A 26093-nucleotide genomic window follows, 5' to 3' on the forward strand; every position below is an offset into this window, starting at 1 on the left:
CCGAAGCCTCGATCTCGGCCAGCTTGCTCGGCATCGGCGCGAGCCCGTGCGGAAAGGCCGTCGAGACCGCCGCCACCGGGATCCCCGTCCCCTCGAGCGCCCGCACCGCCGTGCCCACGAAGCTGTGATAGACGCAGACCGCCCCCGGATGGAGCACGAGATCCTCCACCCCCAGCCCCGCCAGCACCTCGCGCCGCACCGGCTGGCGCGCCTTGGCGCAGAGCCGCTCCACCCGCCCCGGCGTATCGTCGGCATTGAGCGTCGTCAGGTCGATCAGACTGATCGCCTTCAAAAGCCACGCCAGCTGATGATCCTTCTTCACCCCCCGCCGCGAACCAATCGTCAAAGCCCGACGCTCAACCGCCGAACGGTTCACCAAAACCCCGCCAACCCAATCAAGATNGGCTGGCGCGCCTTGGCGCAGAGCCGCTCCACCCGCCCCGGCGTATCGTCGGCATTGAGCGTCGTCAGGTCGATCAGACTGATCGCCTTCAAAAGCCACGCCAGCTGATGATCCTTCTTCACCCCCCGCCGCGAACCAATCGTCAAAGCCCGACGCTCAACCGCCGAACGGTTCACCAAAACCCCGCCAACCCAATCAAGATCAAGCCCAAAACCAGGATTGCGGGGGGTACTCGGCGCTCTGTCGAGGGTTTCGTGCTTCATCATTGCCTCCCTGGCGTCTTGTGCGCCATGACGTGTCGCGCCGGGCCGGCGGCGCGTGATTGTCCCGGTGGGGACGGCGTTTCAGGCGACCCGGACCTAGCGTCCGAGAAACTCCGGGCCGAAAGAGTGCGGCAGGAGTTCGGCGAGGGTCGACCGGAGCGGCTCACCATCCACGCCGTGCGAGACGACCGGGGTTTCGGGATCGGCGAACTCGCGTATCCGCTGCCGACAGCCGCCACAGGGCGTGACCGGGGCGGTCCCCGGACCGGTGACGTAGATGCGCAGGATGCGCCGGCCGCCGCCCGCGATCATCGCCGAAATCGCCGAGGCCTCGGCGCAATTGCCCTGCGGGTAGGCGGCGTTCTCGACATTGCAGCCGGCATAGACCTGCCCGTCATCGGCGAGAATGGCGGCCCCGACCCCGAATCCCGAATAGGGCGCGTAAGCGCGGGCGCGCATGGCCTCGGCCGCGGCGAGGAGTTCGGCGTCGGTGACCGTCATCTCAGCGCTCCTTCACATAAGGCGTGCCCGCCGCCTTGGGCGCGACGGCCCGACCGATGAAGCCGGCCAGCAGGATGATGGTGAGCACGTAAGGCAGGGCCTGGATGGCCTGGGTCGGCACCTGTCCGATCCCCGGCAGCGCGACGCCCTGGAGGCGGAATTGCAACGCATCGAGGAAGCCGAAGAGCAGGCAGGTGGCCAGCGCGGGCCACGGACGCCATTTTGCGAAGATGAGCGCGGCGAGCGCGATATAGCCGCGGCCGGCCGACATGTTGTTGGTGAAGCCCGCCGACTGGGCGATCGAGAGATAGGCGCCGCCAATGCCGACGAGGATTCCGGTGATGGCCAGCGCCTGGTAGCGCAGCAGCGTCACCGAAATGCCGGCGGTATCGAGCGCCTTGGGATTCTCGCCCACTGCGCGCAGGCGCAGGCCGAACCGGGTGCGAAAGAGGACGAAAGCAGTGATCGGGACGATCAGGAACGCGATGTAAGAGAGGATCGAGTGCCCGGAGATCAGCTCATAATAGAAATAGCCGATATAGGGCACGTCCTGCACTTCATTGGCAAAGGGCAGGGTGATCGTTGGGATGCGGGCGCCCGAGGGCAGTTGCGGGGTATTGCCGCCGCGGCCGAACCAGCTCTGCCCGAGGAAGGTTGCGAGGCCGGCCGCCAGAAAATTGAGCGCGACGCCGGAGATGATCTGATTGCCGCGCAAATTGATCGAGGCGAAGCCGTGAATGGCCGACATGCAGAGCGATACGCCGACCCCGGCAAAGAGCCCCGCCCAGGCCGATCCGGTGATCGCGGCGACGACCGCCGCGCCGAACGCGGCGCCCAGGAGCTTGCCTTCGAGCCCGATGTCCACGATGCCCGCGCGCTCCGAATAGAGCCCGGCGAGGCAGGCGAAGATCAGCGGGGTTGCGAGCCGCACCGTTGAATCGAGGACGAGGATGAGATCGACATAGGTCATTCGGCGGGCCTCGCGACGGCGGGGGCGCGGCGCGCGAAGATGCGCTCGAGCGGCGGACGCAGCATTTCGCCCATGGCGCCGGTGAAGAGGATGACGAGGGCCTGGATGGTGACGATCATGTCGCGCGTGATGGCGGGCATGGAGAAGGCCAGTTCCTGCCCGCCCTGGTAGAGGGCGCCAAAGAGCAGCGCCGCCAGCGCCACGCCGATGGGGTGGGCGCGGCCCATGAAGGCGACGGCGATGCCCACGAACCCGGCCCCGGCCATGAAGTTGAGGATCAGCCGGCCCTGGACGCCTGCGACCTCATTGAGGGCGACGAGGCCGGCAAGTCCGCCCGAGAGCGCCATGGTGATCATGATCAGCCGCGCATTGGAGATGCCAGCGTAATGGGCGGCGGTGGGGTTGAAGCCCAGGGCCCGCACCGCGTAGCCGAACTTGGTGCGCCAGATGAGGAACCAGACCCCGAACAGCGCGGCAATGGCGAGGGGGAAGGTGAGATTGACCGGCGAATAGCCGAAGAAGGGAATGAACTCGCGCAATTGCGGGACGCGTGTCACCGCCTCGATGCGGGCGCTCTCGTCGGCGCTGACGCCGGCGGGTTTCAGCACCCGGCTGATCAGATAGCTCATCAGCGAGGTGGCGATGAAATTGAAGAGGATGGTCGTGATGACGACGTGGCTGCCGCGCTTGGCCTGCAGATAACCGGGGATGAAGGCCCAGAAGGCCCCGAACAGCGCGCCGGCGACCAGCATCAGCGGCATCATCAGCGCCCAATGGGTGCCGTTGAGCCAGAGCGCAACGAGGATGACACCGAGCCCGGCTATGTAGCCCTGCCCCTCCGCGCCGATATTGAAGAGCCCCGCGTGATAGGCGAGCGAAACCGCGAGGCCCGCGAAGATGAAATTGGTGGTGTAGTAGAGCGTGTAGCCGAACCCGTCGCCATAGCCGAAGGCGCCGTAGAGCATGATCTGGACGGCCTCGAGCGGGTTCTGCCCGACGAGCAGGACGACGATGCCGCCGATGAGGAAGGCAAGCGACACGTTGAGGACCGGCAGGAGGATCCTGTCGACCCAGGCCGGCAGGGGCACGCGCGCGCTCATTGGGCCGCTTCCTTGTTGTGGACGCCGGCCATCAGCAGGCCCAGTTCGCCCTCGTCCGCACTGGCCGGATCGGCCTCGCCGACGATCTCGCCATCGAAGATGACGAGGATGCGATCCGAGAGCGAGCGGATCTCGTCGAGCTCTACCGAGACGAGCAGGATGGCCTTGCCCGCATCGCGCATCTTGACGATCTGGTTGTGGATGAATTCGATGGCGCCGATGTCGACGCCGCGGGTCGGCTGGCCGACGATGAGGATGTCCGGGTCACGCTCCATTTCGCGTGCGAGGACGATCTTCTGCTGGTTGCCGCCCGAGAAATTGGCCGTCTTCAGACGCGGGTTGGCGGGACGGATGTCGTATTGGGCGATGCGGCCTTCGAACTCGCGGCGCGAGGCGCCGATGTCGAGCGCGAGCCCGCCGCCATAGCGCGGCTCGTCCTGATAGCCGAGAATGGAATTCTCCCAGGCCTCGAAATTCGTGACGAGGCCCATGCGCAGGCGGTCCTCGGGCACATGGGCGAGACCCTTCTGGCGCAGTTCGGCAGCGCCGGCCTCGCCATGGGTGGTGACCTCATGTCCATTGACGATGACGCGGCCTGCGACTGGCCGACGCATGCCGGCTATCGCCTCAAGAAGCTCGGACTGGCCATTGCCCGCAACGCCAGCAATACCGACGATCTCGCCCGCTCGCACCGAGAACGACACGCCCTTGACGCGAATGACGCCGGCGTCGTCGGCGACGGTCAGATTTTCGACCGCGAGCTTCACGTCGCCGGGGCGAGCCTCGTCCTTGTCGACGCGCAGCAGAACGCGCCGTCCGACCATCAACTCCGCGAGCGCTTCGGGCGAGGTTTCCGACGTCGGGACCGTCGCGACCATCCGCCCCTGCCGCATGACCGAGACCGCGTCGGTGATCGCCATGATCTCGCGCAGCTTGTGGGTGATGAGGATGATCGTCTTGCCCTCGTTGCGCAGGGTCGCGAGGACGCGGAAGAGGTGGTCGGCCTCGGCCGGTGTCAGAACACCGGTCGGCTCGTCGAGGATGAGGATGTCGGCGCCCCGGTAGAGCGCCTTGAGGATTTCGACGCGCTGCTGCTGGCCGACCGAAAGGTCCTCGATGAGCGTGTCGGGTGACACTTCGAGCCCGTAGTCCCGGGCGAGCCGCTGCAACTCCGAACGCGCCTTGGAGAGGCTGCGGCCCAGAAGGGCGCTGCCTTCGGCACCAAGCACGACATTCTCGAGCACGGTGAAATTGTCCACCAGCATGAAGTGCTGGTGGACCATGCCGATGCCGAGCGAGAGGGCATCGGAGGAGTTTGAAATCGAAACGGTCTTGCCGTTGACGAGAATGTCGCCGCTATCGGCAGTGTAGAAGCCGTAGAGGATCGACATGAGCGTCGACTTGCCGGCACCGTTCTCCCCGACAATGCCGTGAACCGTGCCCTTTTGGACGCTGAGGTCAATATCACGATTGGCGTGGACCGGGCCGAAGCTCTTGTTGATCGCCCGCAATTCGATGGCCGGAGCGGAAGCAGCGGCCCCTTGGGGCCGCTGCGCATCTGGATGGTTCACACGCTCCATCTGGACCGGAAACGGTCAGACGGGGCAGGAATTGTCGGTACGGAAATCGTGCACGACGATTTCGCCCGACGTGATCTTGGCGGTTGCTTCGTCCACGGCCGCACGCATCTCGTCGGTGATCAGCGCCTCGTTGTGCTCGTCGAACGCGGGACCGACGCCCTCTTCGGCGACGCCGAGGGTGATGATCTCATTGGTCCAGTTGCCGTCCTCGAAATCCTTGAAGGCGTTGTAGGTGGCAACGTCGACACGCTTCAGCATCGAGGTCAGCACATTGCCCGGATGGAGGTGGTTCTGGTTGGAATCGACACCGATCCCGAGCTTGTCGGCATCGGCCACCGCCTGCAGCACGCCCTGGCCCGCGCCACCGGCGACCTGGAAGATCACGTCCGCGCCACGATCCAGCTGGGACTGGGCGACTTCGGCGCCACCGCCGGGATTGTTGAAGGCATCAAAGCCCGAGCCGATATAGGTGTCGAGGATCTCGATGTCGGGATTGACGGACTTTGCGCCCTGCTTGTAGCCGCAGGCAAAAGCATTGAGGAGCGCGAAGTCGAAGGCGGGCACGACACCGATTGTGCCGGTCTCGCTGGCCATGGCCGCAAGGATACCGACGAGGTAGGAGCCTTCATGCTCCTTGAACACGATCGAGCGCACATTGGGCAGATCGACGACCGCATCGATGATCGCGAAATTGGTGTCGGGGAACTCAGCGGCGACGGTGCGGATCGTGGTTTCCCAGTTGAAGCCGGGCACCAGGATCGGATTGGCGCCGCGCTGGGCGAACTGACGCATGGCCTGCTCGCGCTGCGCGTCCGTCGTGATTTCGAACTCGCCGAAGCCGATGCCGGTCTCCTCGCTGAAACGCTGGGCGCCGTTGAAGGTGCTCTCGTTGAACGAGGCGTCGAACTTGCCGCCACCGTCATAGAGAACGGCGGGATCGGCGAGTGCGGTCCCGGCCATCAGCGCCGCCATGCCGGCCCCGGCGGCCAGCGCAATGGCAGAGCGTGTGAAGGTCTTAGTCATCGGAAGTCTCCCTGGTTCGCGCGGGCGGCGCAACACGCGCCTCACTGGCCCAAGCGTTGGCTCGAATACAATCGTGCAAAAGGGCTTACGGCAAGAGGGCATCACCAACTTTTTTCCGTTTGGTCAAAAATCCGGCGCGCTGCCCAATTGGTGCACCGGACCGCCGGCGGCCTCGGCATCGGCCCGGTCGTGGGTGACGAGAAGGACGGGAAGCCGCCGCGCCTTCGCATGGTGGAATACTGCTTCGCGCACGGATCTGCGAAGGGGTGCGTCGAGCCGCGAGAAGGGTTCATCGAGGAGCAGCGCCCGCGGCTCGGCCAGAAGCGTGCGCATCAGGGCGACGCGGGCGCGCTCGCCTCCCGAGAGAATGGTGGGATCGGCCCTCTCCCGCCCGGCAAGGCCTACACTTTCCAGCGCCTCGTCTATCCGCGCCCGACGTTCGGCGCGCGAGAGGCCGGCGGGCAGTGCGAGCCCGAGATTCTGCCCGACCGAAAAATGGGGAAAAAGTAGCGCGTCCTGAAAAAGGACGCCGATGCGCCGCATCTGGGGCGGATGCCCCGTCAGGTCCCTGCCCTCGAGAACGACCCGGCCGCCGACCTTCATCGCCTCGGGCGTTAGACCGGCGATGGCCGCGATGAGGCTCGACTTGCCCGCACCCGACGGCCCCATGACAGTAAGGATCTGGCCGGGGGCAATCACTGCATCCATGCGCAGCAATTGGCGCCCTTCGAGCACAAGCGACAGATCTTCGAGAACGAGACTCACCGCGCCACACCCTCCACAAGGCCACGGCGACGGGTTCGCGCAAGGGCCAGCAGCAGGAGCGGCGGCAGGAAGGCGAGGAAGGCAAGCAAGGTCTGGGCGAAGCCATAGGCGCCGATCAGCCGCCTGTCCCCGCCACTCGCCAGGCTGACGGCATCGGTCGTAATGGTCGTGATCCGGCCGGCCCCGATCATCTGGGTGGGCAGGTATTGGGCGACCGATACGGCAAAGCCGAGGCCGAAGGCGGTGAGGATCGGGAGCACGAGCATGGGCAATTTGACGAGGGTGAAGGCAGCCGCGGGCGAGCGCCCGAGAGTGAGCGCGAGATCGGTGTTGCGCCGGTCAAAGCGCGGCCAGTATCCCGCCAGCGTCAGATAGACATAAGGGAAGACGAAGACGAAGTGGATGGCGACGACGGAGGCGAGGGTGCCATCGAGCCCGGGCCCGATCAGGAGGAGTGAGAGCCCGGCGAGGAGCGTCACCTGCGGCACGAGGATCGGGAGGGTGAAAAGCCAGAGGAAGCCCGAGAATGGTTGTCGCCCGGCGCGGTCGCCGGCCTCGAGCACGGCAATGGCGAGCGCGCTCGAGGCCGTCGTGGCGAGGAGACCGATCATCGTCGCCGTTCCGAGCCCGGCGGCGATGGCGGGCCACTGGGCCTGCCAGACGCCGAGGCTGAGGGCCTGGGGAAATGCATCGGGGAAGCGCCATCCGGAGGCGATGGACCAGAGTAGCAAGACGACGATCCCGGCAAGCGAAAGAGCCGCGAGAAGGCCTACGCCGGCCAGTGCCGACCAGCGCAGCGCGATCTCGCCGAGGCCGCGCCGGCCGGAGCCGGCCGACGAAGCGAAGATACGCGCGCAAAGACCCTCCCCCAGCCGCCACAGGAGGAGGCTGCAGAGCGTGATGCCCAGTTGGAGGAGCGAGGCCGCCGCCGCAACGGGGCGCATGGCGAGATCGGGATCGTTGACGAGCGTCAGTATGCGCACGGCCAGCGTGGGGGGCGTGTTGGGCCCGAGGATCAGCGCCAGATCGACGACGGCACCCGAAAAGGCGATCACCGCATAGACCGGCAGCCGGATCGCGCCATAGAGCGCCGGGAAGACGGACAGGAAAAAGCCGCGCACACGCCCATAACCGAGGCTCGCCATCACGGCCATGCGCGCGGGCGCATCGGCCTGGGGCAGTGCAGCAAGCGCGACGAGAAAGAGGAACGGCACCTCCTTGAGGACGAGCCCGAACAGGAGCGACAGCCCCGCCGGATCGTTGAGGATCAGCCAGTCCGGCGGCCGCGACAGGCCGGTGAGTTCGGGTGAGACGAGGCGTAGCAGCAGGCCCGAGGGTGCGATCAGGAAAGCAAGGCCAAAGCCAGCCGCAGCATGGGGGATGGCGAGGATCGGCGCCATCAGCGCGGAGAGCCCCCGAAAAAAGCGCGTGCCGAGCCAACCGGCAAAAAAGAGAGCAACGAGGCCGAGCGAGAGGAAGGCAGCCGCCGGGCCGATCCACAGCGAGAGCATGGTCGAGTGCTGAAGGCCGGGCAGGGCCAGTGCGGCCTCGAACGCCTCGGTCGACACCAGGCCATCGCCGAGCTGGAGGCCAAAGGCGGAAGCCAGAATGCCGAGGAAGCCCAGGCCGATCGGAACGATCAGGAGCGCAAGGGCAAGAGGCGGGGCAAACCGCAGCATGGCCATGGATTGGGGGTCAGCCCCCGGCGCCGTAGCGGGCAAGCCAGCCGCGCTCGATGGCCTCGGTCCAGGCCGGATGGGGTTCGGGCAGAAGCGCGCCACGCGCTTCAGGGGCGAGGGTCGCTGGCCCAGTCTCGAGTGCGTCAAAGAGGGCCCGGCCGTCGGCGTCGAGACGGCCGATGTCGAGGACTGTGGGGTCGCCCCAGACCGTTTCATCGGCCTTGCGCGCCTGTGCCTCCGGAGACAGCAGAAAGTCGGCCACAACCATCGCTGCCTCGGGTGCGCTCGCATTGACGGGAATGGCGAGGAAATGCGCATTGCCGATGCTGCCATAATCGAGCACGAAACTGCGCACGGAGGCAGGCAGCAGGCCTTCGGCAATGGCCGAAGACGCCTCGCCGGGGTTAAAGGTCATGGCAATGTCGATCTCATCGTCTGCAAGGAGCGTCTTGATCTGGGTGACGCCCGACGCAAACACGCGGCCGGACCGCCAGAGATCGGGGTGCACACCATCGAGCCACGCCCACAGGGGAGCCAGAACGGCGTCGGCGTCGTCCGGCGGCGGCGCTGCGAAATCGGTTTCTGCGGGCAGGAGCCCGAGCGCGAGTTGCTTCAGAAACGTCGTGCCGATGAAATCGGGCGGCGCGGCATAGGTGAAACGCCCGGGGTTGTCGCCGATCCACGCCGCCAGATCCTCGAGGGTGCGCGGGGGTTCCGGCAGGATCGCCTCGTCGTGATAGAAGGTCAGTTGAGCTAGGCCCCAAGGGCTTTCCCTGCCCTCGACGGAGACGGTGAAATCCTCGGTCAGGACCCGATTGTCCGGATCGAGAAAGCGGGCATTGGGGAGCGACAGCGCCCAAGGTTCGCCGCGCAGCAGGCCCTCGCTGACCATGGCGGCAAAATTTTCGCCATTGATCCATATGAGATCGACCGCTCCGCCCGTCTCGCGACCCGCCGTCTTCTCGGCAAGCACGCGGCCGACGCTTTCGGCGATGTCCCCGACCCCGACGCGGACGAGGGTGATGTCGTGATCGCGGGCAAGACGTTCGGCGGCCCAGTCGATATAGGCGTTGATGCTCGGGGAACCGCCCCAGCCGTGGAAGTAGACCGTATCGCCCCGGGCCGCCGACGCGATCTCAGACCAGTCCGTGGGCTGGGCCTGCGCTGCGGCACCCCCCATGACGAGCAGGAACGTGGCGAAGGCGGCTCTGAGCATTGACGGTCTCCCCGATTGGCGCGGAAGAGAGACCGCCCGGCCTTGTCAGGTCAACACAATTTGGCGTCAGCGGCGCAGACCCGGTCGAGGAGGCTCTGGAAGATGCTCATAAGCCCGAGATCGGAACTCGTGACGATCATGGCGGCGAGCACGCCGGTGAGAACGAGAAGCACGGTGCTGATGCGCTGCGGTGGGGGCGTGTCGCCGGTATCTGTGGTCATGTCGATAAAATTGCGCTGGTTGGGTCAGCCCTTTGCTAACCCAGATCGGCGGGCGCGATTGTGACCCTTTGGCGGCACGCGGAGGCGTGGTTAGCGGGCAGTAAATGCCGTCAGGTCTCGGCTTCGTCGAGCGGCTGGGCCGTGGTGCCCATGGCGCGGGCGAAGCGGTCGAAGAACCCGTCGATCACCTTTTGAGCGCTGTTGCCGATCAGGGCCTTGCCCATCTTCATGATCTGGCCTGAGGCGCCGCCGGTAGCCGAAAAGGAGAGCTCCGTCCCCCCGGCAATGTCACGAAGGACGATGTCCGCCGATCCTTCGGCCAACCCCAGAAGTCCGCCCCTCCCCTTGCCCGAAAGCGTATAGCGCTCGGCGGGAGTAATGGCGGAAAGAAAGAGGTCTCCGGCAAAGACCGGCTTCATTACCCCCAGATTGACTGCGATCTCGAGTTCGAGCTGGTCCTCGGCGACCCACTCGATCTTCTTGCAGCCGGGGATGGCGGCCTTGAGGACGGCAGCATCGTTGAGCGCTGCCCATACGGCGAGGCGCTCGGCTCTCAGAAAATAACGTCCACCGAAATCCATGGTCCATCCCGTCGACTTTGGAGCAAAGCGTAGTCAAGCTTGCCACCCGGCGCAACGCCGCCGGGCAGCGGCATTTTCCGCAAGCCTCAGAGGAAATTGCGGCTTTTGCGCACCATTGGCTCGAAAATCCGCCCGGTGCGACCCCCTATCGATTGTCACGGCTCTGGCGGAGGGGAATCATGCTCCCCAGATAAAGCGCCGATCACCAAGGGAGCGACGCATGGCCAACGAAGTCATGGACAAGCCACTGCAATATCTCGACCGCGCGGTGGGCGCGATCCGCGAGATGGGACTTTGGCCCGAGACACAGGAAGATCAACCGATCACCGGGCTTCTCGAGCAGATCACCGCGCTCGACGAAACGCGCGTCGTGCTGATCGGCCGTACGCTGACCCAGGCGAGCGCCTTCAACGAAGTGGTGCGCAGCCAGGTGGCGGCCATGAATATCGGCCAGCGCTACGAATCGATCACCAATGACTTCAACTCGATCCGGGACGACGCCAAGGGCATGGTGGACCAGCTCGATGACGGGCGGCTCGACATCCTCGAACGCGCCTCGAACGTCTGGATGAAGGTCAGCCGAGGCGACATCGCGACGCGCTTCAACCGCATTCGCGACACCTATCTCGATGTCTCGCGCGACACCAAGGACCAGATCGATCGCGAACACCGCATTCTCGAAGCCTATCGGGACTTCCGGGGGGCGCTGAAGCAGTCCGAGGTGATGGCGCTCGAACTCCTCGAGCTGGCCCAGCAGCACCTCGATGATCGCAAGGCCGACCTTGAAGCCGCGTCGGCGGCCCTTTCGAGCTACAGCGAAGGCACGGCGGCCGACCGCGCGCGGCTCGAAATGGCGCGCGACGAGCGGCTACGTGACCTGCAGAACGAAGAGCGGCGCTACCAGATCGTCAAGGATCTCTCGGACAATCTGACCATCTCCTATTCGACATCCGAAGTGGTGATGGGACGGCTGATGCAGACGACCAATGCCAAGGAGCGCGTCTATCAGCAGTCGATCTCGTTCTTTTCGACCAACGAAACTGTGCTGACGGCGCTTTCGGCTTCGTTCACCGGCATGTTCGGGCTGCATGAATCCACCGAAACGCTGAACGCGATGAAGGAGGGGATGAGCAAGAGCCTCGAAACGCTTTCACAGATCGGCGACAGGGTCGGCGAGGAAGCGATCAAGGCCGGGTATGGCCCGACCATCCGCGCAGACGCGGTCAAAACGCTGGTCGACAGCGTCATCAACTTCCAGGAGCGCTCGCGCACCATCATCAACGAGATGCGTGACCTCTCGACCAAGAACTCGGCCGAAATCCGCGATGCGGTGGAAGATGGCAAGCGTCGCCTCGCCGCGCTGGCCGCCGAAGGGAATGCGCTCGCTCTGGAGCGCAAGCAGTAGGACGGATGGCACCAGCCGGCATGACAGGCGAGATGGCGTCCGCCCCCGCAGCCGGGGCCGGGAGTAACTCTGGAAGATGACCAGCGCCGCGCTTCCCCCCAAGGCGCCGCTCGATGACGTCATGCTGGCCATGGACGTGGTCGATACGCTGCGGCACCGGCAGGACCTCGTCACGCGCGAACTCGAAGGGGTCAATCGCGAAAGCCAGCTGATCGAGCGGCTGCGCGATCTCTATCACCAGCAGGGGATAGAGGTGCCCGACCACATCCTGAAGGAAGGCGTGGCGGCGCTCGCGGAAAGCCGGTTCACTTACGAACCGCCACGGCCGAGCCTGCAGCTGCGGCTGGCCCGGCTTTACGTCACCCGCGCCCGGTGGGGGCGGCCGGTGGCGGCGGGGCTCATCGCGCTCCTGCTCGGGGTCGGCGGCTATTTCCTCGCCTACAAGCCTTTCGTGGCCGCTCAGAGCGAGGCGGCGCGCGTCGAGCTTGCCGAAGGCCTGCCGCAGCGCATGGATGAGGTCTACGACGCCATCTACAACGAAACCAAGGTGCAGCAGGCGGTCACGCAGGCGGCCCAGCTGCGCGAGCGCGGCAAGACCGCCGCGGCCGCCGGCGAGCGGGCCTCTGCCGAACGGGCGCTGGCGGGAATGACCGACATCCTCGACACGCTGCGGCGCGAGTATTCGCTCAGGATCGTCAATCGCGAAGGCGTGCAGTCCGGGTTCTGGACCTTCCCCGAGATCAATACGGACGCGACGAACTATTACGTGGTGGTGGAGGCCATCGGCCCAGAAGGCGAGCCCCTCGCTCTGCCCATCCTCAACGAAGAGACGGGCGAGACCCAGACCGTGACCCTCTGGGGGGTGCGGGTGCCGGAGGCGGTCTATGCGTCGGTCGAAGCGGACAAGCGCGACGATGGCATCATCCAGCGCAACGTCGTGGGTCTCAAGCAGTACGGATTTCTCGAGGTGGATTATCTGATGCCGGTTTCGGGCGGCGCGGTGACCCAGTGGTAAGGCGCGCCAGGGCATGACGATCAGCGGACCCGAAGCCCTTCGCTCTCTCGAGGAGGCTCTTCGCGACATCAGGCGCGAAGAAGACGAGATTTCGCGTCGGCTCGCGCGCAGCACCGAGCTCGTGAGCAGGATCCGCGAGACCGAAGGCGACCTTTTCCGGCAATTGGCTTCCGTGCGGCTCGATCCGCAGGTGCGCGAGGAGCTGAGTGCAGCGCTTGGACGCGCCGAGCAGCGGGCGCGCGAGATGCTGAAAGGCCACGCGGCCGAACTCGCCGATGCCGAGGCGAGGGTGCAGGCCGCCGAGAGTGCGATCACGACGCTCAATGCCGAGCGTGGGCGCGCGACGGCGAGGCTTGCCGCCGAGACGGCGCGGCTCGATGCGCTGGGTACGGCCATCTCCGCGGACCTCGCGAGCGATCCCGACTATCGCGCGCGCCGGACGGACGCCGAAGAGCTCGCGCGCATCGCCGCGGAAAGCTTCCGCAAGACCGAGACGGCCGAGGCCGACCGGGAGGAAAAGGGGCGGCCCTACCGCGAGGATCCGCTCTTCATCTATCTCTGGGAGCGCGGCTACGGGACGAGCGCGTACAAGGCGGGCAATCTGACGCGCCTGCTCGATGGCTGGGTCGCCAGGCTCGTGCGGTTCGAGCGAGCGCGCCCCAATTACGCAATGCTCAACGAGATCCCGCTGCGCCTGCGTGAGCATGCCGAACGGCAGCAGCAGCGGGCCGAAGAGGCCCGGGAGGCCTGCGCAGCGCTCGAAGCTGCCGCCATCGACCGCGCGGGCGGGGCGCCGATCCGCAAGGCGATGGCCGAAGCGGGGGCGGAGATCACCCGCATCGACGCGGCCCTTATCGAACGGGAGGACGAGCGGGACGCTGCCGCCGAAACCCATGCCGAACTCGCCAAGGGCGAGGACGATGCCTTCACGCAGGCAGTGGAAGCGCTGTCCGAAGGATTGCGGCGCGAGGATTTGCGCACGTTGCTGGCCGAGGCGCGGCGCACCCAGACCCCGCAGGACGACACGATTGTCGCCCAGATCGACGACGTGCGTCTGAGGGCTGCCGATGAAGAACTCGAAATGCGCGAGCACAAGGAGCGGCTGAAAACGCTGACCCGGCGCCGCCGCGAACTCGAGGACATCCAGTTCGAGTTCAAGAAGAGCCGCTACGACGACCCCCGATCGAGCTTTGGCGAAGACAAGCTCGTGGGCGACATGCTCAACGAGTTCCTGCGCGGCGGCATGACGGCGGCCCGCTATTGGGATGCGTGGCGGAAAAGCCAGAACTGGAAGTCGGGAGGAGCCGGCGGCACGCCCTGGCCCAAGCAGGGCGGCGGCTTCCAATGGCCCGACAGCGCAATCGGTGGGGGCAGCGGCCGGTCGCGCGGCGGCTTCGGGGGCGCATGGGGCGCTCCGGGCGGCACGAGCCAGGGTGGCGGTGGTTTTTCCCGCCCCCGTACGGGCAGCAAAGGCAGCCGCAAGGGCGGCGGCTTCAAGACCGGCGGCGGCTTCTGACCGGGCCCGGGGCCCGGCCTTTCGGCTTCTGCCTCCGGCCCTAGCCGAAGACGCTCGCCCCGCTGCCTGCGGGGCTGACGAGATTGCGGAAGCCCGCAAAAAGCTCGCGCCCCATGCCGTAATGCTCGGCACTCAGATCTTCTGTCGCCGGGCTGCGCGAGAGGAATTCGCTCTCGTCGCCGACAAATTGAAGGATTCCCGCCTCGGCATCGAGACGGATGATGTCGCCGTCGCGAATCTTCGAGATCGCGCCGCCATCGGCGCCCTCGGGCGTCATGTGGATTGCCGCGGGCACCTTGCCCGAAGCACCCGACATCCGCCCGTCCGTCAGTAGCGCCACCTTGTGCCCGCGATCCTGCAGGACGCCGAGTGCGGGGGTGAGCTTGTGGAGCTCGGGCATGCCGACCGCGCGCGGCCCCTGGAAGCGGACGACGACCACGACGTCGCCGTCGAGTTCGCCCGCCTTGAACGCATCCTGAAGACCCTGCTGGGAATGGAAGACCCGCGCGGGCGCCTCGACCAGGCGGTGCTCGGGCTTGACCGCCGAGATCTTGATGACGGAGCTGCCCAGATTGCCGCGCAAGAGCTTGAGGCCACCGGACGCCTGAAACGGCTCGGTGACGGACGCAAGCACCTTGGGATTGCCCGAGACCGCCGGCGAGGGCTCGAACTCCAGCGCCTCCTCGATCAGCCTTGCTTCGACCGTGTAGCCGGAAAGCCCCGTTCCCCAGACGGTCTTGACGTCCTCGTGGAGATATCCGCCCTCGAGCAGCTGGGCGATGAGGAAGCCCATGCCGCCTGCGGCGTGGAAATGGTTCACGTCGGCCATGCCATTGGGATAGACGCGGGCGAGCAGCGGCACCGCATCGGAGAGGTCGGACATGTCCTCCCAGGTGATCGCAAGCCCGGCTGCCGCGGCAATCGCGACCAGATGCAGGGTATGATTGGTCGAACCGCCGGTGGCGTGCAGGCCCACCATGGCGTTGACGATCGCCTTCTCGTCAACGATGTGGCCGATCGGGGTATAGGCATTGCCGCCCGCGGTAAGCGACAAGGCACGCCGTGTCGCCTCGCGGGTGAGCGCGTCACGGAGCGGGGTGCCGGGGTTGACGAAGCTGGCGCCGGGCAGGTGCAGCCCCATGATCTCCATCAGCATCTGATTGGAGTTGGCGGTGCCGTAGAAGGTGCAGGTGCCCGGCGAGTGATAGGATTTCGCCTCGGCCTCGAGCAGTTCTGCGCGGCCAACCTTGCCTTCCATGTAGAGCTGGCGCACGCGCGCCTTCTCGTCATTGGGCAGGCCCGAGGGCATCGGACCTGCCGGCACGAAGACCCCGGGCAGATGCCCGAAGGTCAAGGCACCGATCAGGAGGCCCGGAACGATCTTGTCGCAGATGCCGAGATACACCGCCGCGTCGAACATGTTGTGGCTGAGCGCGATGGCTGTGGCCATGGCGATGACGTCGCGCGAAAAGAGCGAGAGGTCCATCCCCGGCTGGCCCTGGGTCACCCCGTCGCACATTGCGGGCACGCCTCCGGCCACCTGCGCAGTCGCGCCGATTTCGCGCGCCGCCGCCTTGATGAGGTCGGGATAGGTCGCATAGGGCTGGTGAGCCGAAAGCATGTCGTTGTACGAAGTGACGATGCCCAGATTGGGTGCCGTGGTGCCGGCGAGCTTGGCCTTGTCGGATGGTGCGCATGCGGCAAATCCATGGGCGAGGTTGCCGCAGGAGAGCGTTGCGCGACGCACACCGGAATCGCGGGCATTGTCGATGCGCTCGAGATAGGCGCGGCGGCTCTGTTCGCTGCGCGCCGCGATACGGTCGGTCACGTCCTGAATGGCCTTGCGGACTGACATTTCGGCTCCTTGAGGTCGGCGATACGCCCCGGTCAGGGGGCCCAGAAGAGAGAGAGCGGCAGGCGATCCTGCCGAAGGACTGCGCGGACCGGCATGTCCTCGAGGGCACCTTCGGCAAGGGCGCGCTCCAGGGTTTCAGCCTTCGCCTCCCCTTCGATATGGAGATAGAGGGCGCGGCTATCCAGTAGCCGTGGCAGGGTCAGGGTGACGCGCGGCTCCCCGGCGCCGGGAGCGCGGATCGCGATGGCCGGCCCCGGCTCGGTAAGCGCGGCAGCCAGCGTGTCGCCGCCCGGGAAGAACGAGGCGGTATGCCCGTCCTCTCCCATCCCGAGAACCACCGCATCGAAGGTTTCCTCCACCTCCTGCAGCGCCTTGTTGGTGCGCGCGATCGCTGCGGCATCGGGCGCCTCGCCGCCCGAATAGAGCGGCAGGAAGTGAGCGACCGCCGCCGGCCCCTGCAGCATCTTTTCGTTGACGAGGCCGGCATTGGAGCGCGGTTCGGTCTCGGCCACCCAGCGCTCGTCGACCAGGGTCACCGTGACCTTCGACCAGTCGACGGTCTTGGTCTTGCCGAGACGCGCAAAGAACTTGGCCGGTGTTGAGCCGCCCGAAACCGCAAGCACGGCACGGCCACGCGCCTCGATTCCGTCGCGCAGGTTTTCGGCAACCGCCTCTGCAAGGGCCTTGGCAAGCGCGTCGCGCGTGTCGAAGTCGATCCGATTGAGGGTCAATGTCCGTCCTCGTGCCAGGTGCGGCCGTCGCGTTCGATGAGCGCGATTGCGCCCGTGGGGCCCCAGGTGCCGACCGAATAGGGCTGCGGCGCGTCCGAAGCGCGGGTCCAGGCCTCGCGGATGGGGTCGACCCAGGACCACGCGGCCTCCAGTTCGTCGCGGCGCATGAAGAGCGTCTGGTTGCCGCGGATGACGTCGAGCAACAGCCGCTCATAGGCTTCAGGCGTGCGCTCCTCGAAAGTCTGGGCGAAAGAGAGGTTGAGCGGCACCTCGCGCAGGCGCATGCCGCCGGGGCCGGGATCCTTGATCATCATCAGAAGCTTAACGCCCTCGTCTGGCTGGAGCCGGATGATCAACCGATTAGGCCGGGGCGCCCCCTCGGCATGGTCGAAGATCGAATGGGGGATCGAGCGGAACTGGATTACGATCTCGGAGACGCGCGTCGCCATGCGCTTGCCGGTGCGCAGATAGAATGGAACGCCGGCCCAGCGCCAGTTCTCGATTTCCGCCTTGAGCGCGACAAAGGTTTCGGTGCGAGAACCGCGCTTGTCCTCGGGCAATTCGTCCTGATAGCCCTTGACCGACGTGGTCTCGGACGCGACGCCGCGGTACTGCCCGCGCACGGTGCAGCGGCCGACCGCCTCACCGATGATGGACTTGAGCGAGCGCAGCACCTTGAGCTTCTCGTCGCGAAGCGCATCGGCGTCGTCGCTGGCCGGCGGCTCCATGGCCACGAGGCAGAGCAGTTGCAGCATGTGGTTCTGGATCATGTCGCGCAGGGCGCCCGACTCATCGTAGTAGCCGCGCGTTCCGGCGCCCACCGACTCGGCGACCGTCAGCTGGATATGATCGATATGGGTCGTGTTCCAGACTGGCTCGAAGAGGATGTTGGCGAACCGCAGCGCGAGCAGGTTCTGGACCGTTTCCTTTCCGAGGTAATGGTCGATGCGGTAGACCTGATCTTCCTTGAAGATGCGGGCGACGGTGTCGTTGATCTCCTGGCTCGAGCGCAGATCGTGCCCAAGCGGCTTCTCGATCACGACGCGCGCATCGCGGCGGTAGAATTTCTTCTTGGAAAGATAATCGCAGATCGGGCCGATGAGATCGGGCCCTACGGCGAGGTAGAAGGCCCGCACGATCTTGGGATCGTCGCGAAGCGCCTTGCGCAGATCGCCCCAATTGGCTTCGTCGGCCACGTCATTGGCGACATAGGAGAAGATCGACGCAAAGCGGTCGATCACCGCCTTGTCCTGATAGGCCGGCTCGACGAATTCGGCGACGCTGTCGCGCGCGAGGGTCTGGAACTCGGCGTCAGAAAGCTTCGAGCGCGAAACACCGATGATGCGCGAGCTCTCATCGAACTGGCCGTCCTTGAACCGGTGGTAGAGCGCCGGGATCAACTTGCGCTTGGTCAGGTCGCCGGTGGCGCCGAACACCACATAGTCGAAGGGCTGGACCGGAATGATGCGGCTGGACAAATAAGCCTCCTGGCTGGAATACGAGGGTCAGGCGCGCCCGAAGATCTGCCTGGCCATGATCAGCGCGCCGTGCAGCGGCTCGTGAGCCGGCGGGACGATGAACTCCCCGTAGCGCGCGATGAGTTGCGGGTATAGGCGCGTGCCGAGCCCCCCGACCGCGGCGAGGCGGGTGGCCCCGCGCGCCTGAAACCACTTCACATAAAGATCGATGTAGGACATCTCGAGCGCCATCAGTTCGGACGCAATCGGATCGTCCAGCTCGAAATGGTCGAACAGCAAAGGCATCAGCGCGCCGTAATCGGCGGGTCGGCGATCCTGGAAGGACCAGTCCATCACCGCATCGAGGCTACCGCCGAGCCGGTCGATCACGGCGCGGGTGAGCCCCGAGCCCGGGACGAGGCCATCCTCGGCTTCGACGGCACGCCGCACGAGTTCGCGCCCGAGTATGGCGCCCGACATCTGATCCCCGATATGGAAGCCCCAGCCCCCGACTTGATGGCGCACCCCATCGATGATCGCCATGCCGGCCGACCCGGTGCCCACGATGATCACCGCGCCGTCCTCTCCGCCATGCGCGCCAGCGCGAGCGATGTCGATGTCGTCGAACACCTCGAGCGCAGCGAAAGGCCAGTCACGCTCCGCAAACGCCTCCCGTGCAGAAGGCAGGCGACCACCGGCCATTCCGAAGACGCAGGCCGTCTCCGCCATGGCGCTAGCGGGCAGCCCTGCCTGCGCGAAGGCTGCCTCCGCCCCCTCGAGGATCGAGCGGTAAGCCGGCTCGCCGGCCTCGATCTGCAGATTGGAGCGACCGCCCGTCGCCTCGCCGAGCGTCACCAGCGCCTCGTCAGCGAGCCGAACGCGACAATTGGTGCCGCCGCCATCCACACCGAGATAATATCTGGGCACGCGGGCCTCTCCGTCAAACCGATACGCCGCGAGGGCAATCGCGGCGGACCATAATGGGAAAGCAGGCTAGACGAAAGTCCAATAAGCCCCATCGGACGACCTCGTCTGAGGTGGAGCAAGAGCCAATTCGGCATGGCACGCATGCGCGGCAGGGCGATCACCTTGGCGCAAGAGCACTCCACAGAACGCCTGCCTATCGATAAGGGGGCGGAAGGGGCAGCACGCCTCGGGATTCGGCACGTATGAAGACGACGATCACCATCTGCAGCACCTGCCGCTTCGGGCCGGATCTCCCGACCAATGGCGAGGGGAAGACGGGAGGCGAGATTCTGGCGGGACTGGTCGGCGCCGGGCTCGATGGAACCGAACCAATTGCTGTCCGCGCGCATGAATGCTTGTGGGCCTGCCGGCAAAGATGCACGGTGCTCTTCAGCAGTGTGGGCGGGCCCTCCTATCTCGCCGGGCGCTTCGAGCCCGAGGGAAGCGCGGCAGAGGCCATCATCGCCTGGGCCCGTGCGTATGCGGCGTCGGGCACCGGGGTCGTGGCGTTCCGCGACTGGCCCGAAGGCATCAAGGGCCATTTCATCGCCCGGCTGCCCGTGCTGGAGGAGAACGAGGATGAGCGATAGCGGTCACATATTGGTGCTGGGCGGAGCGCGCTCCGGCAAGACCGGCTTTGCCGAGGCGCTGGCGCTCAGGGCCCGGCGCCCCGCCTATCTTGCAACGGCAGAGGCACTCGACGCCGAAATGCGCGAGCGGGTCGACACGCACCGGCGCGCGCGGGCGGGACGGTTCGCCACGATCGAGGAGCCGCTGGCACTGTCCGATGCGCTGATTGCGGCGGCACGCGAGCATGACGTCATTCTCGTCGACTGCCTGACGCTCTGGATCACCAATCTGCTTGTCGCCGAAGAAAACGTCGCCGCGGCGGTCGAAGAGCTTGGCAACACGCTGCGCCAGATTGACGGGGCGCGCGTCATCCTCGTGTCCAACGAGGTCGGGCTCGGCATCGTGCCCGACAATCCCATGGCACGCAGCTTCCGCGATCTGGCAGGCAGCGCGCACCAGCGGCTCGCCGAGATCTGCACGGATGTCTATTTCGTCGTTGCGGGCCTGCCCATCGCGATGAAGGGCACCCTGCCCTCCGCCTCATAGCCTGATGAGCGCGAGCAGGACGGTTGCGGCGAGGATGACGTTGAGCAGCATCTTGTAGAGCGTCAGCGCGCGCTCAATGTCATCGGGTCCAAGCGCATCGCGCCCGTCCCCGAAGCGGGGCAGATCGATGATCTCTCCGGCATAGGCGCGGGGGCCTCCGAGGGCGAAGCCGAGCGCTCCGGCCATCGCGGCTTCGGGCCAGCCGGCATTGGGGGACGCATGGCGTCGCGCGTCACGCAATGCGGTTTTCCAGGCAGCCTCAGGATCGGCGCCCGACACGAGCATCGCGGCGGCGGCGATGGCGATTGCGGTGAGGCGCGCCGGGACGAGGTTGACGAGATCGTCAAGCCTCGCCGCCGCCCGGCCGAAATCGATGTAACGTTCGTTGCGATGGCCGATCATGGAATCGGCGGTGTTGATCGCCTTGTAGAGCGCGATGCCGGGCAGGCCCAGCAGGACGAGCCAGAAGAGCGGCGCAACGACGCCGTCCGACGCGCTTTCGGCGAGGCTTTCGATGGCGGCGCGCGAGACGCCCGCCTCGTCGAGCGGCTCGGGATCGCGCCCAACGATATGGGAGACCGCTTCGCGCCCCTCGGCGAGCGAACGACGCAGTCCCGTCGCCACCGCCGCGACGGCCCGCCCGAGCTCCTTTTGCGCCAAAATGCTCGTGGCAATGATTGCTTCAAGGATCCAACCCCCGGGCAGGCGGCGGCAGAGATCGGAAACGAGGAGCGTCACGACGAGGGTCGCACCGAGGAGCAGGACGAGAGCGAGAAGACCGGCGCGGCGCCGCCGGGCCGGTGTCGCGTCGGCCGCGTTGAGGCGCAGCTCGAGCGAGGAGAGGAACCGGCCCATCCAGATGACCGGATGCCCGATCGCCGAAACGAGGCGTTGCGGATACCCCAGGAGCCGTTCGAGAACGAGCGCGAGGGGGGCAAGAAGCGCCTCCATCAGCGGGCGAGTCCCAGCAGCAGGTCGAGGTCGAGATGGGCCTCGAGATGATCGGCGAGGGCATCGAGCGCCTCTTCGACACCTGCCTCGTAGCGGGTCAGCGCACGGATCTCCGCGCCGAGCCGCCCGAGAAAGCCACGCCGAAAACCGTCCTCTGCAAAGAGCCCGTGCAGATAGGTGCCGAAGACGCGCCCATCCGCGCTCACGGCACCCTCGGGCTCGCCAGCCACAAGGGCGAAGGGGCGGTGCCGATCCGCGCCATCGGTGCGCCCCAGATGCATGTGGTAGCCCGAAAGCGCCTCGCCCTCGGCCGAGACGGCTCGCTCGAGCCGCAACTGCTTGGCCGGCTCCATCACCGTCTCGACGCCGAGGAAGCCGAGGCCGACGCTCGTACCGGGATCCCCTTCGAGCCCCTCGGGGTCGGCGAGACTTTGCCCCAGCATCTGATAGCCGCCACAAATGCCCAGGATAGCGCCGCCGCGCCGATGATGGGCACGCAGATCAATGTCCCAGCCCTCCGCGCGGAGGGCCGCAAGATCGGCGCGGGTTGCCTTGGAGCCCGGCAGAATGACGAGATCGGCCGGGGGCAGGGCCGTCCCGGGCGGGACGAGCACGAGATCGACGTCGGGCTCGGCGGCCAGAGGATCGAGATCGTCGAAATTTGCGATGCGCGGCAGGCGCGGCACGGCGATGACGAACCCGCCATCCCGCCTCTCGCGCGGCCCTTCCAGCGCGAGCACGTCCTCGGCGGGCAGGCGCGCGGCGTCCCTGAACCAGGGGATCGGACCGAGGCATGGCCGGCCGGTGCGCTCTGCGATGAAGGATCGGCCCGCCGAAAAGAGGGCCGGATCGCCCTGGAACTTGTTGACCATGCTCGAAACGATGTGTGCGGCATCCTCCGGGTCGACGACGCCGAAGGTTCCGACGATTGCGGCGATCACGCCGCCGCGCTGGATGTCTCCCACCAACACTACCGGCAGGTCTGCGGCGCGCGCAAAGCCGAAATTGGCGATGTCGCCGGCGCGCAGATTGACCTCCGAAGCGCTGCCCGCGCCCTCGACGAGGACGAGATCGGCGTCGGCGGCGAGTTCGGCAAAGGCGCCAAGCACTTCGGGGAGCAGTTCTCCACGCCGCGCCCAGTACTGGCGGGTGGGATAGGACCCGCGTCGCTTGCCACGCACGACGAGCTGCGCGCCTGATTCATGCTCGGGCTTGAGGAGCACCGGGTTCATCGCGGTAATTGGCGGCCGGCCGGCGGCGCGCGCCTGCAGGGCCTGAGCCCGTCCGATCTCCCCGCCATCGGTGGTGACTGCGGCATTGTTGGACATGTTTTGCGGCTTGAAGGGCGCAACGCGCAATCCGCGCCGCGCATAGGCCCGGCAGAGCCCCGCGACCAGCAGCGATTTGCCGACATCCGAGCCGGTGCCCATGAACATCAATGCCTTTGCGGCCATGCGCGTCCCTCTGCCCCTTATGCCCGCTTGTCACATGTCGGAGGGGTCGGGGGAAGCGGCATCGATCACATGGGCGTAGGACCCCATCACCCGCCCTTCCCTCGCCCCCATCGGGGGCTGCTCCTCGCCCAGGGCATCCGTTGCCGCAAAGAGCGGCGTTGCGGCACGGCTCCGGCGTGCAGAGGAATAGTGAAATTCGTGCCCCATGAGCCGCGCAGGCCAAGGCAGCGGGCTCATGTGGGCGAGGCGGCGATAGCCGAGCAGGCGTCGGGGACGGTCGATGCGGGTCTCGATGGGGAGAAGGCCGGTCATCGGATGGCTCCGTCCGGTCGCATCGACGAGCCGTTCGCCCAGCACCATGAAGCCCCCGCATTCGCCATAAACGAGCGCACCCCGGTCGCGGGCGGCGCGTAGACCAGCTGCAAACCGTGTGGCCGACGCGAGCGCGGGACCATGGAGTTCAGGATAGCCGCCGGGCAGGAAGACCGCATCGGCGTCCGCGGCGGGGCCTTCGTCCGCGAGGGGGGAAAAGAAACTGAGGCTCGCACCGGCCCGCTGCCAATCGTCCAGAAAATGGGGGTAGAGAAAGCCGAAGGCCGCATCCCGCGCAATCGCGATCCGCTGACCAAGGGGCGGGAGGCCTGGATGCTCCTTATCGTCCGAAAGGGGACGGGTGAGCGACAGCAGGGATGGCAGATCGACATAGTCGGCAATCGCGCCTGCCGCCGCACGCAGCGTTTCCTCGATGCCGTCGAGTTCGCCCGGGAGGACCAGCCCCAATTGCCGGGAGGGTATCGACAATTTGTCGCGACGCGGCAGCACGCCGAGGACGGGTATCTGCGTCGCCTCCAGCGCCCGGCGCACCATGGCCTCGTGCCGGGTGCTGGCAGAGCGATTGACGATGATCCCGGCGACCCGAACCCCGGTGCGCCACTGGGCGAACCCCGCGACCAGCGGGGCGATCGACTGGCTCTGCCGATCCGCATCGACAACCAGAATCACGGGCAGATCGAGCGCTTGGGCGAGATCGCCGGTCGAGCCAGTGCCGTCGGCTGCACCGTCGAAGAGCCCCATCACTCCTTCGAGCAGCAGGATGTCCGCGCCCTCGGCGTGGCGGCGCGCGAGGCTGCGCAGACGCATGGGCGACATCGCCCAGGGGTCGAGATTGACGGCCTCTCGACCCGCCGCCCGGGCGAGGAACTGGCCGTCGATATAGTCGGGGCCGGTCTTGGCTGGCGCAACCACCAGGCCAGCCATCCGCAGGGCGCCCGCGAGCCCGAGCGTGACGAGCGTCTTGCCAGACCCCGAGCGTGGCGCGGCGATGATGACGCCCCGAGGATCAGCCAATGGGATTTCCCCGCTCGCTTGGTCCGTACCAGTCCAGCACCTCCCGATAGGCGCTGACCGGGCCGAGGACGATGATCGCCGGGGTGGGGAGATTTTCGAGCCCGGAGGCCTCGTCGAGCCGGCATTCGGTCACCGACTGATCGGGCCGTGCGGCATTCGAGACGATGGCGATACGGTCCGCGGGATCCCGTCCCGCCACGAGCAGCTTGTCGGCGATGTTGCCCAGATGCTTGACGGCCATGAACATGACGATGACGGGCGCAGCGTTCGCGACCGCGCTCCAGTCGACCGATTGCGGAACGGTGCCGCTTTCGTCATGCCCGGTGAGGAAGAGGACCGCGTGATTGGTGTCGCGATGGGTGACGGGGATGCCGGCATAGGCGAGACCGCCGATCCCGGAGGATATGCCCGGCACGATCCTGAAGCCGATGCGGGCCCGCGCAAGGGCTCCTGCCTCTTCGCCGCCCCGCCCGAACATGAAGGGATCGCCGCCCTTGAGGCGGAGCACCCGTTTGCCCGCGCGCGCCAGGGCGATCAGGCGGAGGCTGATATCGGCCTGCGCGGGCGAAGGACGGCCGCCACGCTTGCCGGCGTGGATCTTTTCGGTTTCCGCGGGCGCCAGTGCGAGGAGTTCGGGGGAAACCAGGGCATCATAGACGATGACGTCGGCCAGCCCCAGCGCATGATAGCCCAAGAGGGTGAGCAGTCCCGGCCCTCCCGGGCCCGCACCCACGAGCCAGACCGTGCCCGGCGCGAAATCGGGAAAGCGTTCGGCATCAAGCCGTGCGAAAGGCCCGGGCCGCGCCCGCCATCGTCTCAGCCACCCCAGCATAGCCGGCCCCTGTTCGCGTGACCCGGGGCGCGATATAGCTCGCGGCGATGGAAAGCGCGCCACATGACGAGCCCCCTGCCCGGCCTCTTCGCAGAGGCTGGACGACAGGCGCCTGCGCGACCGCCGCCACGAAGGCCGCACTCGGGGCGCTTCTGGGGGACGGGTTTGCGGACCCCGTCACCATCACCCTTCCGGGCGGACAGCAGCCGGCCTTCGCCCTGGCCATGCAGGCGCTCGGGGACGGGTGTGCAGAGGCCGGCATCATCAAGGATGCGGGCGATGATCCCGACGTCACCCATGGCGCGCTGGTCATTGCGCGCGTCGCGCCGGCGTACGAGGGCGCAGGCGTGGTCTTTCGTGCCGGGGACGGCGTCGGCACCGTGACGCGCCCCGGCCTGCCGATCGGGGTCGGCGAGCCGGCGATCAATCCCGTCCCCCGGCAGATGATGCGTGCTGAGATCGAAGCGCTCGCGCGTGCCCATGACGTGGCGCCGGATTTCGTCGTCACCATTTCGGTCGAAAACGGTGCGCGGCTTGCCGAAAAGACCTGGAACCCGCGCCTCGGCATCATGGGCGGGCTCTCGATCCTCGGGACGACGGGCATCGTCATCCCCTATTCCTGCTCGGCATGGATCCATTCGATCCATCGCGGCATCGACGTGGCGCGCGCGATCGGGCTCGATCATGTCGTGGGATCGACGGGCGACCTCTCCGAAAAGGCCGCTATGGCGCGCCTCGGCCTGGCTGAAGAGGCCTATATCGACATGGGCGACTTCGTCGGCGGCATGCTCAAATATCTGCGGACGCATCCCGTGCGGCGGGTGACAGTTTCGGGAGGCTTTGCCAAGATCAGCAAGCTCGCCCAGGGCGCCATGGACCTGCATTCGGGCCGCGGCAGCGTCGACCGGGATGCCCTGGCCGATATGATGGCGAGCCTCGGGGCGCCATCGGAACCGGTTGAGCAGGCCCGCGTTGCCGATTCCGCCAGCCAGATCCTCGCCCTCGCCAACGGGCTGGGGCTGAAGCTGGCCGACGCGGTGGCCCGCCGCGCCGCCCTGGAGGCGAAGCGCATGGCAGGGCCCGAAATCGAGGTGGACGTGCTGATCGTGGACCGGGCCGGCGTGATCGTCGGGGAAAGCGGCTAGG

General features: G+C 66.7%; 24 protein-coding genes and 1 pseudogene. 6 read left to right on the forward strand and 19 right to left on the reverse strand.

The window, feature by feature from the left end; genetic code table 11:
* From EMQ25_RS15305 to EMQ25_RS15350, 11 genes and pseudogenes are all read right to left on the reverse strand, one after another.
* Positions 1 to 424 (reverse strand): annotated as a pseudogene (locus EMQ25_RS15305) (deoxyribose-phosphate aldolase); the annotation flags it as partial.
* Positions 425 to 762: 338 nt separating this feature from the next.
* On the reverse strand, positions 763 to 1167 hold the full coding sequence (locus EMQ25_RS15310) for a cytidine deaminase (RefSeq protein ID WP_127189482.1): 405 nt from the start codon (positions 1165 to 1167) through the stop codon (positions 763 to 765).
* Between the two features lies 1 nt (position 1168).
* Entirely contained in the window at positions 1169 to 2137 is a 969-nt protein-coding gene (locus EMQ25_RS15315) for an ABC transporter permease (RefSeq protein ID WP_127189483.1), read from the reverse strand.
* A complete protein-coding gene (locus EMQ25_RS15320) occupies positions 2134 to 3237 on the reverse strand; it encodes an ABC transporter permease (protein ID WP_127189484.1) in 1104 nt (367 codons plus the stop codon). The genes EMQ25_RS15315 and EMQ25_RS15320 overlap by 4 nt, the downstream gene beginning before the upstream one ends.
* Entirely contained in the window at positions 3234 to 4808 is a 1575-nt protein-coding gene (locus EMQ25_RS15325) for an ABC transporter ATP-binding protein (RefSeq protein ID WP_244606614.1), read from the reverse strand. Before EMQ25_RS15325 ends, EMQ25_RS15320 begins: the two co-directional genes overlap by 4 nt.
* Positions 4809 to 4832: 24 nt before the next feature.
* Complete coding sequence (locus EMQ25_RS15330) at positions 4833 to 5840, reverse strand: BMP family lipoprotein (RefSeq protein WP_127189486.1); 1008 nt, start codon at positions 5838 to 5840, stop codon at positions 4833 to 4835.
* A gap of 123 nt (positions 5841 to 5963) precedes the next feature.
* Positions 5964 to 6548, reverse strand: coding sequence for an ATP-binding cassette domain-containing protein (locus EMQ25_RS15335; RefSeq protein ID WP_127189622.1), 585 nt, complete (start codon positions 6546 to 6548; stop codon positions 5964 to 5966).
* 53 nt (positions 6549 to 6601) lie between these two features.
* Positions 6602 to 8290, reverse strand: coding sequence for an ABC transporter permease (locus EMQ25_RS15340; protein WP_127189487.1), 1689 nt, complete (start codon positions 8288 to 8290; stop codon positions 6602 to 6604).
* 10 nt (positions 8291 to 8300) lie between these two features.
* Positions 8301 to 9500, reverse strand: a complete 1200-nt coding sequence (locus EMQ25_RS15345; protein WP_127189488.1) for an ABC transporter substrate-binding protein — start codon at positions 9498 to 9500, stop codon at positions 8301 to 8303.
* Positions 9501 to 9550: 50 nt separating this feature from the next.
* The gene (locus EMQ25_RS18115) at positions 9551 to 9721 is read right to left on the reverse strand and encodes a hypothetical protein (RefSeq protein WP_158626107.1); all 171 of its coding nucleotides are present in this window, start codon (positions 9719 to 9721) and stop codon (positions 9551 to 9553) included.
* A 110-nt stretch (positions 9722 to 9831) separates the two neighbouring features.
* Positions 9832 to 10302: an SRPBCC family protein gene (locus EMQ25_RS15350; protein ID WP_127189489.1), complete on the reverse strand. Its 471-nt coding sequence runs from the start codon at positions 10300 to 10302 to the stop codon at positions 9832 to 9834.
* Positions 10303 to 10522: 220 nt separating this feature from the next.
* On the opposite strand from EMQ25_RS15350, the gene EMQ25_RS15355 reads away from it, so the two are divergent.
* The 3 genes from EMQ25_RS15355 to EMQ25_RS15365 all read left to right on the forward strand — a co-directional run bounded on the left by EMQ25_RS15355 (position 10523) and on the right by EMQ25_RS15365 (position 14238).
* The gene (locus tag EMQ25_RS15355) at positions 10523 to 11707 is read left to right on the forward strand and encodes a cell surface protein (RefSeq protein WP_127189490.1); all 1185 of its coding nucleotides are present in this window, start codon (positions 10523 to 10525) and stop codon (positions 11705 to 11707) included.
* A 76-nt stretch (positions 11708 to 11783) separates the two neighbouring features.
* Positions 11784 to 12722 carry a DUF6384 family protein gene (locus EMQ25_RS15360; protein ID WP_127189491.1) on the forward strand — a complete coding sequence of 313 codons (939 nt, stop codon included), beginning with the start codon at positions 11784 to 11786 and terminating at the stop codon, positions 12720 to 12722.
* A gap of 13 nt (positions 12723 to 12735) precedes the next feature.
* Complete coding sequence (locus tag EMQ25_RS15365) at positions 12736 to 14238, forward strand: coiled-coil domain-containing protein (protein ID WP_127189492.1); 1503 nt, start codon at positions 12736 to 12738, stop codon at positions 14236 to 14238.
* Between the two features lie 40 nt (positions 14239 to 14278).
* On the opposite strand, the gene edd is transcribed toward EMQ25_RS15365, so the two are convergent.
* From edd to EMQ25_RS15385, 4 genes are read right to left on the reverse strand one after another with little or no spacing between them, the layout of a single operon-like run.
* Positions 14279 to 16093 carry a phosphogluconate dehydratase gene (gene edd, locus EMQ25_RS15370; protein ID WP_127189493.1) on the reverse strand — a complete coding sequence of 605 codons (1815 nt, stop codon included), beginning with the start codon at positions 16091 to 16093 and terminating at the stop codon, positions 14279 to 14281.
* A gap of 32 nt (positions 16094 to 16125) precedes the next feature.
* Positions 16126 to 16824: a 6-phosphogluconolactonase gene (gene pgl, locus EMQ25_RS15375; RefSeq protein ID WP_127189494.1), complete on the reverse strand. Its 699-nt coding sequence runs from the start codon at positions 16822 to 16824 to the stop codon at positions 16126 to 16128.
* The gene (zwf, locus tag EMQ25_RS15380) at positions 16821 to 18302 is read right to left on the reverse strand and encodes a glucose-6-phosphate dehydrogenase (RefSeq protein WP_127189495.1); all 1482 of its coding nucleotides are present in this window, start codon (positions 18300 to 18302) and stop codon (positions 16821 to 16823) included. Before zwf ends, pgl begins: the two co-directional genes overlap by 4 nt.
* Positions 18303 to 18329: 27 nt before the next feature.
* On the reverse strand, positions 18330 to 19208 hold the full coding sequence (locus EMQ25_RS15385) for a glucosamine kinase nucleotide-binding domain-containing protein (RefSeq protein ID WP_158626108.1): 879 nt from the start codon (positions 19206 to 19208) through the stop codon (positions 18330 to 18332).
* 242 nt (positions 19209 to 19450) lie between these two features.
* Between EMQ25_RS15385 and EMQ25_RS15390 the strand changes: the two genes are divergently transcribed.
* Both EMQ25_RS15390 and cobU read left to right on the forward strand, forming a co-directional pair.
* Positions 19451 to 19837: a DUF1636 family protein gene (locus tag EMQ25_RS15390; protein ID WP_127189497.1), complete on the forward strand. Its 387-nt coding sequence runs from the start codon at positions 19451 to 19453 to the stop codon at positions 19835 to 19837.
* Positions 19827 to 20363 carry a bifunctional adenosylcobinamide kinase/adenosylcobinamide-phosphate guanylyltransferase gene (gene cobU / locus EMQ25_RS15395; RefSeq protein WP_127189498.1) on the forward strand — a complete coding sequence of 179 codons (537 nt, stop codon included), beginning with the start codon at positions 19827 to 19829 and terminating at the stop codon, positions 20361 to 20363. Before EMQ25_RS15390 ends, cobU begins: the two co-directional genes overlap by 11 nt.
* Here the strand turns inward: cobU and cbiB are convergent.
* The 4 genes from cbiB to cobA are packed head-to-tail and all read right to left on the reverse strand — an operon-like array spanning position 20358 to position 24947.
* On the reverse strand, positions 20358 to 21314 hold the full coding sequence (gene cbiB / locus EMQ25_RS15400) for an adenosylcobinamide-phosphate synthase CbiB (RefSeq protein ID WP_127189499.1): 957 nt from the start codon (positions 21312 to 21314) through the stop codon (positions 20358 to 20360). The two genes, cobU and cbiB, sit on opposite strands and share 6 nt — an antisense overlap.
* On the reverse strand, positions 21314 to 22768 hold the full coding sequence (locus EMQ25_RS15405) for a cobyric acid synthase (RefSeq protein WP_244606615.1): 1455 nt from the start codon (positions 22766 to 22768) through the stop codon (positions 21314 to 21316). The genes cbiB and EMQ25_RS15405 overlap by 1 nt, the downstream gene beginning before the upstream one ends.
* Positions 22769 to 22798: 30 nt before the next feature.
* A complete protein-coding gene (locus EMQ25_RS15410) occupies positions 22799 to 24115 on the reverse strand; it encodes a cobyrinic acid a,c-diamide synthase CobB (RefSeq protein ID WP_127189500.1) in 1317 nt (438 codons plus the stop codon).
* Positions 24108 to 24947, reverse strand: coding sequence for a uroporphyrinogen-III C-methyltransferase (cobA, locus tag EMQ25_RS15415; protein WP_127189501.1), 840 nt, complete (start codon positions 24945 to 24947; stop codon positions 24108 to 24110). Before cobA ends, EMQ25_RS15410 begins: the two co-directional genes overlap by 8 nt.
* 47 nt (positions 24948 to 24994) lie before the next feature.
* On the opposite strand from cobA, the gene EMQ25_RS15420 reads away from it, so the two are divergent.
* Positions 24995 to 26092 (forward strand): cobalt-precorrin-5B (C(1))-methyltransferase, encoded by a 1098-nt coding sequence (locus EMQ25_RS15420; RefSeq protein ID WP_127189502.1) that lies wholly within the window; start codon positions 24995 to 24997, stop codon positions 26090 to 26092.
* Position 26093 lies beyond the last annotated feature (1 nt).

It is taken from the genome of Arsenicitalea aurantiaca (assembly GCF_003994485.1).
Taxonomy (GTDB): Bacteria; Pseudomonadota; Alphaproteobacteria; order Rhizobiales; family Devosiaceae; genus Arsenicitalea; species Arsenicitalea aurantiaca.

What these genes read in the sequence shown, in the direction of transcription:
- EMQ25_RS15310 (WP_127189482.1), bottom strand. Translation starts at nt 1,167, where the DNA reads ATGACGGTCACCGACGCCGAACTCCTCGCCGCGGCCGAGGCCATGCGC.
- EMQ25_RS15315 (WP_127189483.1), bottom strand. Translation starts at nt 2,137, where the DNA reads ATGACCTATGTCGATCTCATCCTCGTCCTCGATTCAACGGTGCGGCTC.
- EMQ25_RS15320 (WP_127189484.1), bottom strand. Translation starts at nt 3,237, where the DNA reads ATGAGCGCGCGCGTGCCCCTGCCGGCCTGGGTCGACAGGATCCTCCTG.
- EMQ25_RS15330 (WP_127189486.1), bottom strand. Translation starts at nt 5,840, where the DNA reads ATGACTAAGACCTTCACACGCTCTGCCATTGCGCTGGCCGCCGGGGCC.
- EMQ25_RS15335 (WP_127189622.1), bottom strand. Translation starts at nt 6,548, where the DNA reads ATGGATGCAGTGATTGCCCCCGGCCAGATCCTTACTGTCATGGGGCCG.
- EMQ25_RS15340 (WP_127189487.1), bottom strand. Translation starts at nt 8,290, where the DNA reads ATGGCCATGCTGCGGTTTGCCCCGCCTCTTGCCCTTGCGCTCCTGATC.
- EMQ25_RS15345 (WP_127189488.1), bottom strand. Translation starts at nt 9,500, where the DNA reads ATGCTCAGAGCCGCCTTCGCCACGTTCCTGCTCGTCATGGGGGGTGCC.
- EMQ25_RS18115 (WP_158626107.1), bottom strand. Translation starts at nt 9,721, where the DNA reads ATGACCACAGATACCGGCGACACGCCCCCACCGCAGCGCATCAGCACC.
- EMQ25_RS15350 (WP_127189489.1), bottom strand. Translation starts at nt 10,302, where the DNA reads ATGGATTTCGGTGGACGTTATTTTCTGAGAGCCGAGCGCCTCGCCGTA.
- EMQ25_RS15355 (WP_127189490.1), top strand. Translation starts at nt 10,523, where the DNA reads ATGGCCAACGAAGTCATGGACAAGCCACTGCAATATCTCGACCGCGCG.
- EMQ25_RS15360 (WP_127189491.1), top strand. Translation starts at nt 11,784, where the DNA reads ATGACCAGCGCCGCGCTTCCCCCCAAGGCGCCGCTCGATGACGTCATG.
- EMQ25_RS15365 (WP_127189492.1), top strand. Translation starts at nt 12,736, where the DNA reads ATGACGATCAGCGGACCCGAAGCCCTTCGCTCTCTCGAGGAGGCTCTT.
- edd (WP_127189493.1), bottom strand. Translation starts at nt 16,093, where the DNA reads ATGTCAGTCCGCAAGGCCATTCAGGACGTGACCGACCGTATCGCGGCG.
- EMQ25_RS15390 (WP_127189497.1), top strand. Translation starts at nt 19,451, where the DNA reads ATGAAGACGACGATCACCATCTGCAGCACCTGCCGCTTCGGGCCGGAT.
- cobU (WP_127189498.1), top strand. Translation starts at nt 19,827, where the DNA reads ATGAGCGATAGCGGTCACATATTGGTGCTGGGCGGAGCGCGCTCCGGC.
- cbiB (WP_127189499.1), bottom strand. Translation starts at nt 21,314, where the DNA reads ATGGAGGCGCTTCTTGCCCCCCTCGCGCTCGTTCTCGAACGGCTCCTG.
- EMQ25_RS15405 (WP_244606615.1), bottom strand. Translation starts at nt 22,768, where the DNA reads ATGGCCGCAAAGGCATTGATGTTCATGGGCACCGGCTCGGATGTCGGC.
- cobA (WP_127189501.1), bottom strand. Translation starts at nt 24,947, where the DNA reads ATGCTGGGGTGGCTGAGACGATGGCGGGCGCGGCCCGGGCCTTTCGCA.
- EMQ25_RS15420 (WP_127189502.1), top strand. Translation starts at nt 24,995, where the DNA reads ATGGAAAGCGCGCCACATGACGAGCCCCCTGCCCGGCCTCTTCGCAGA.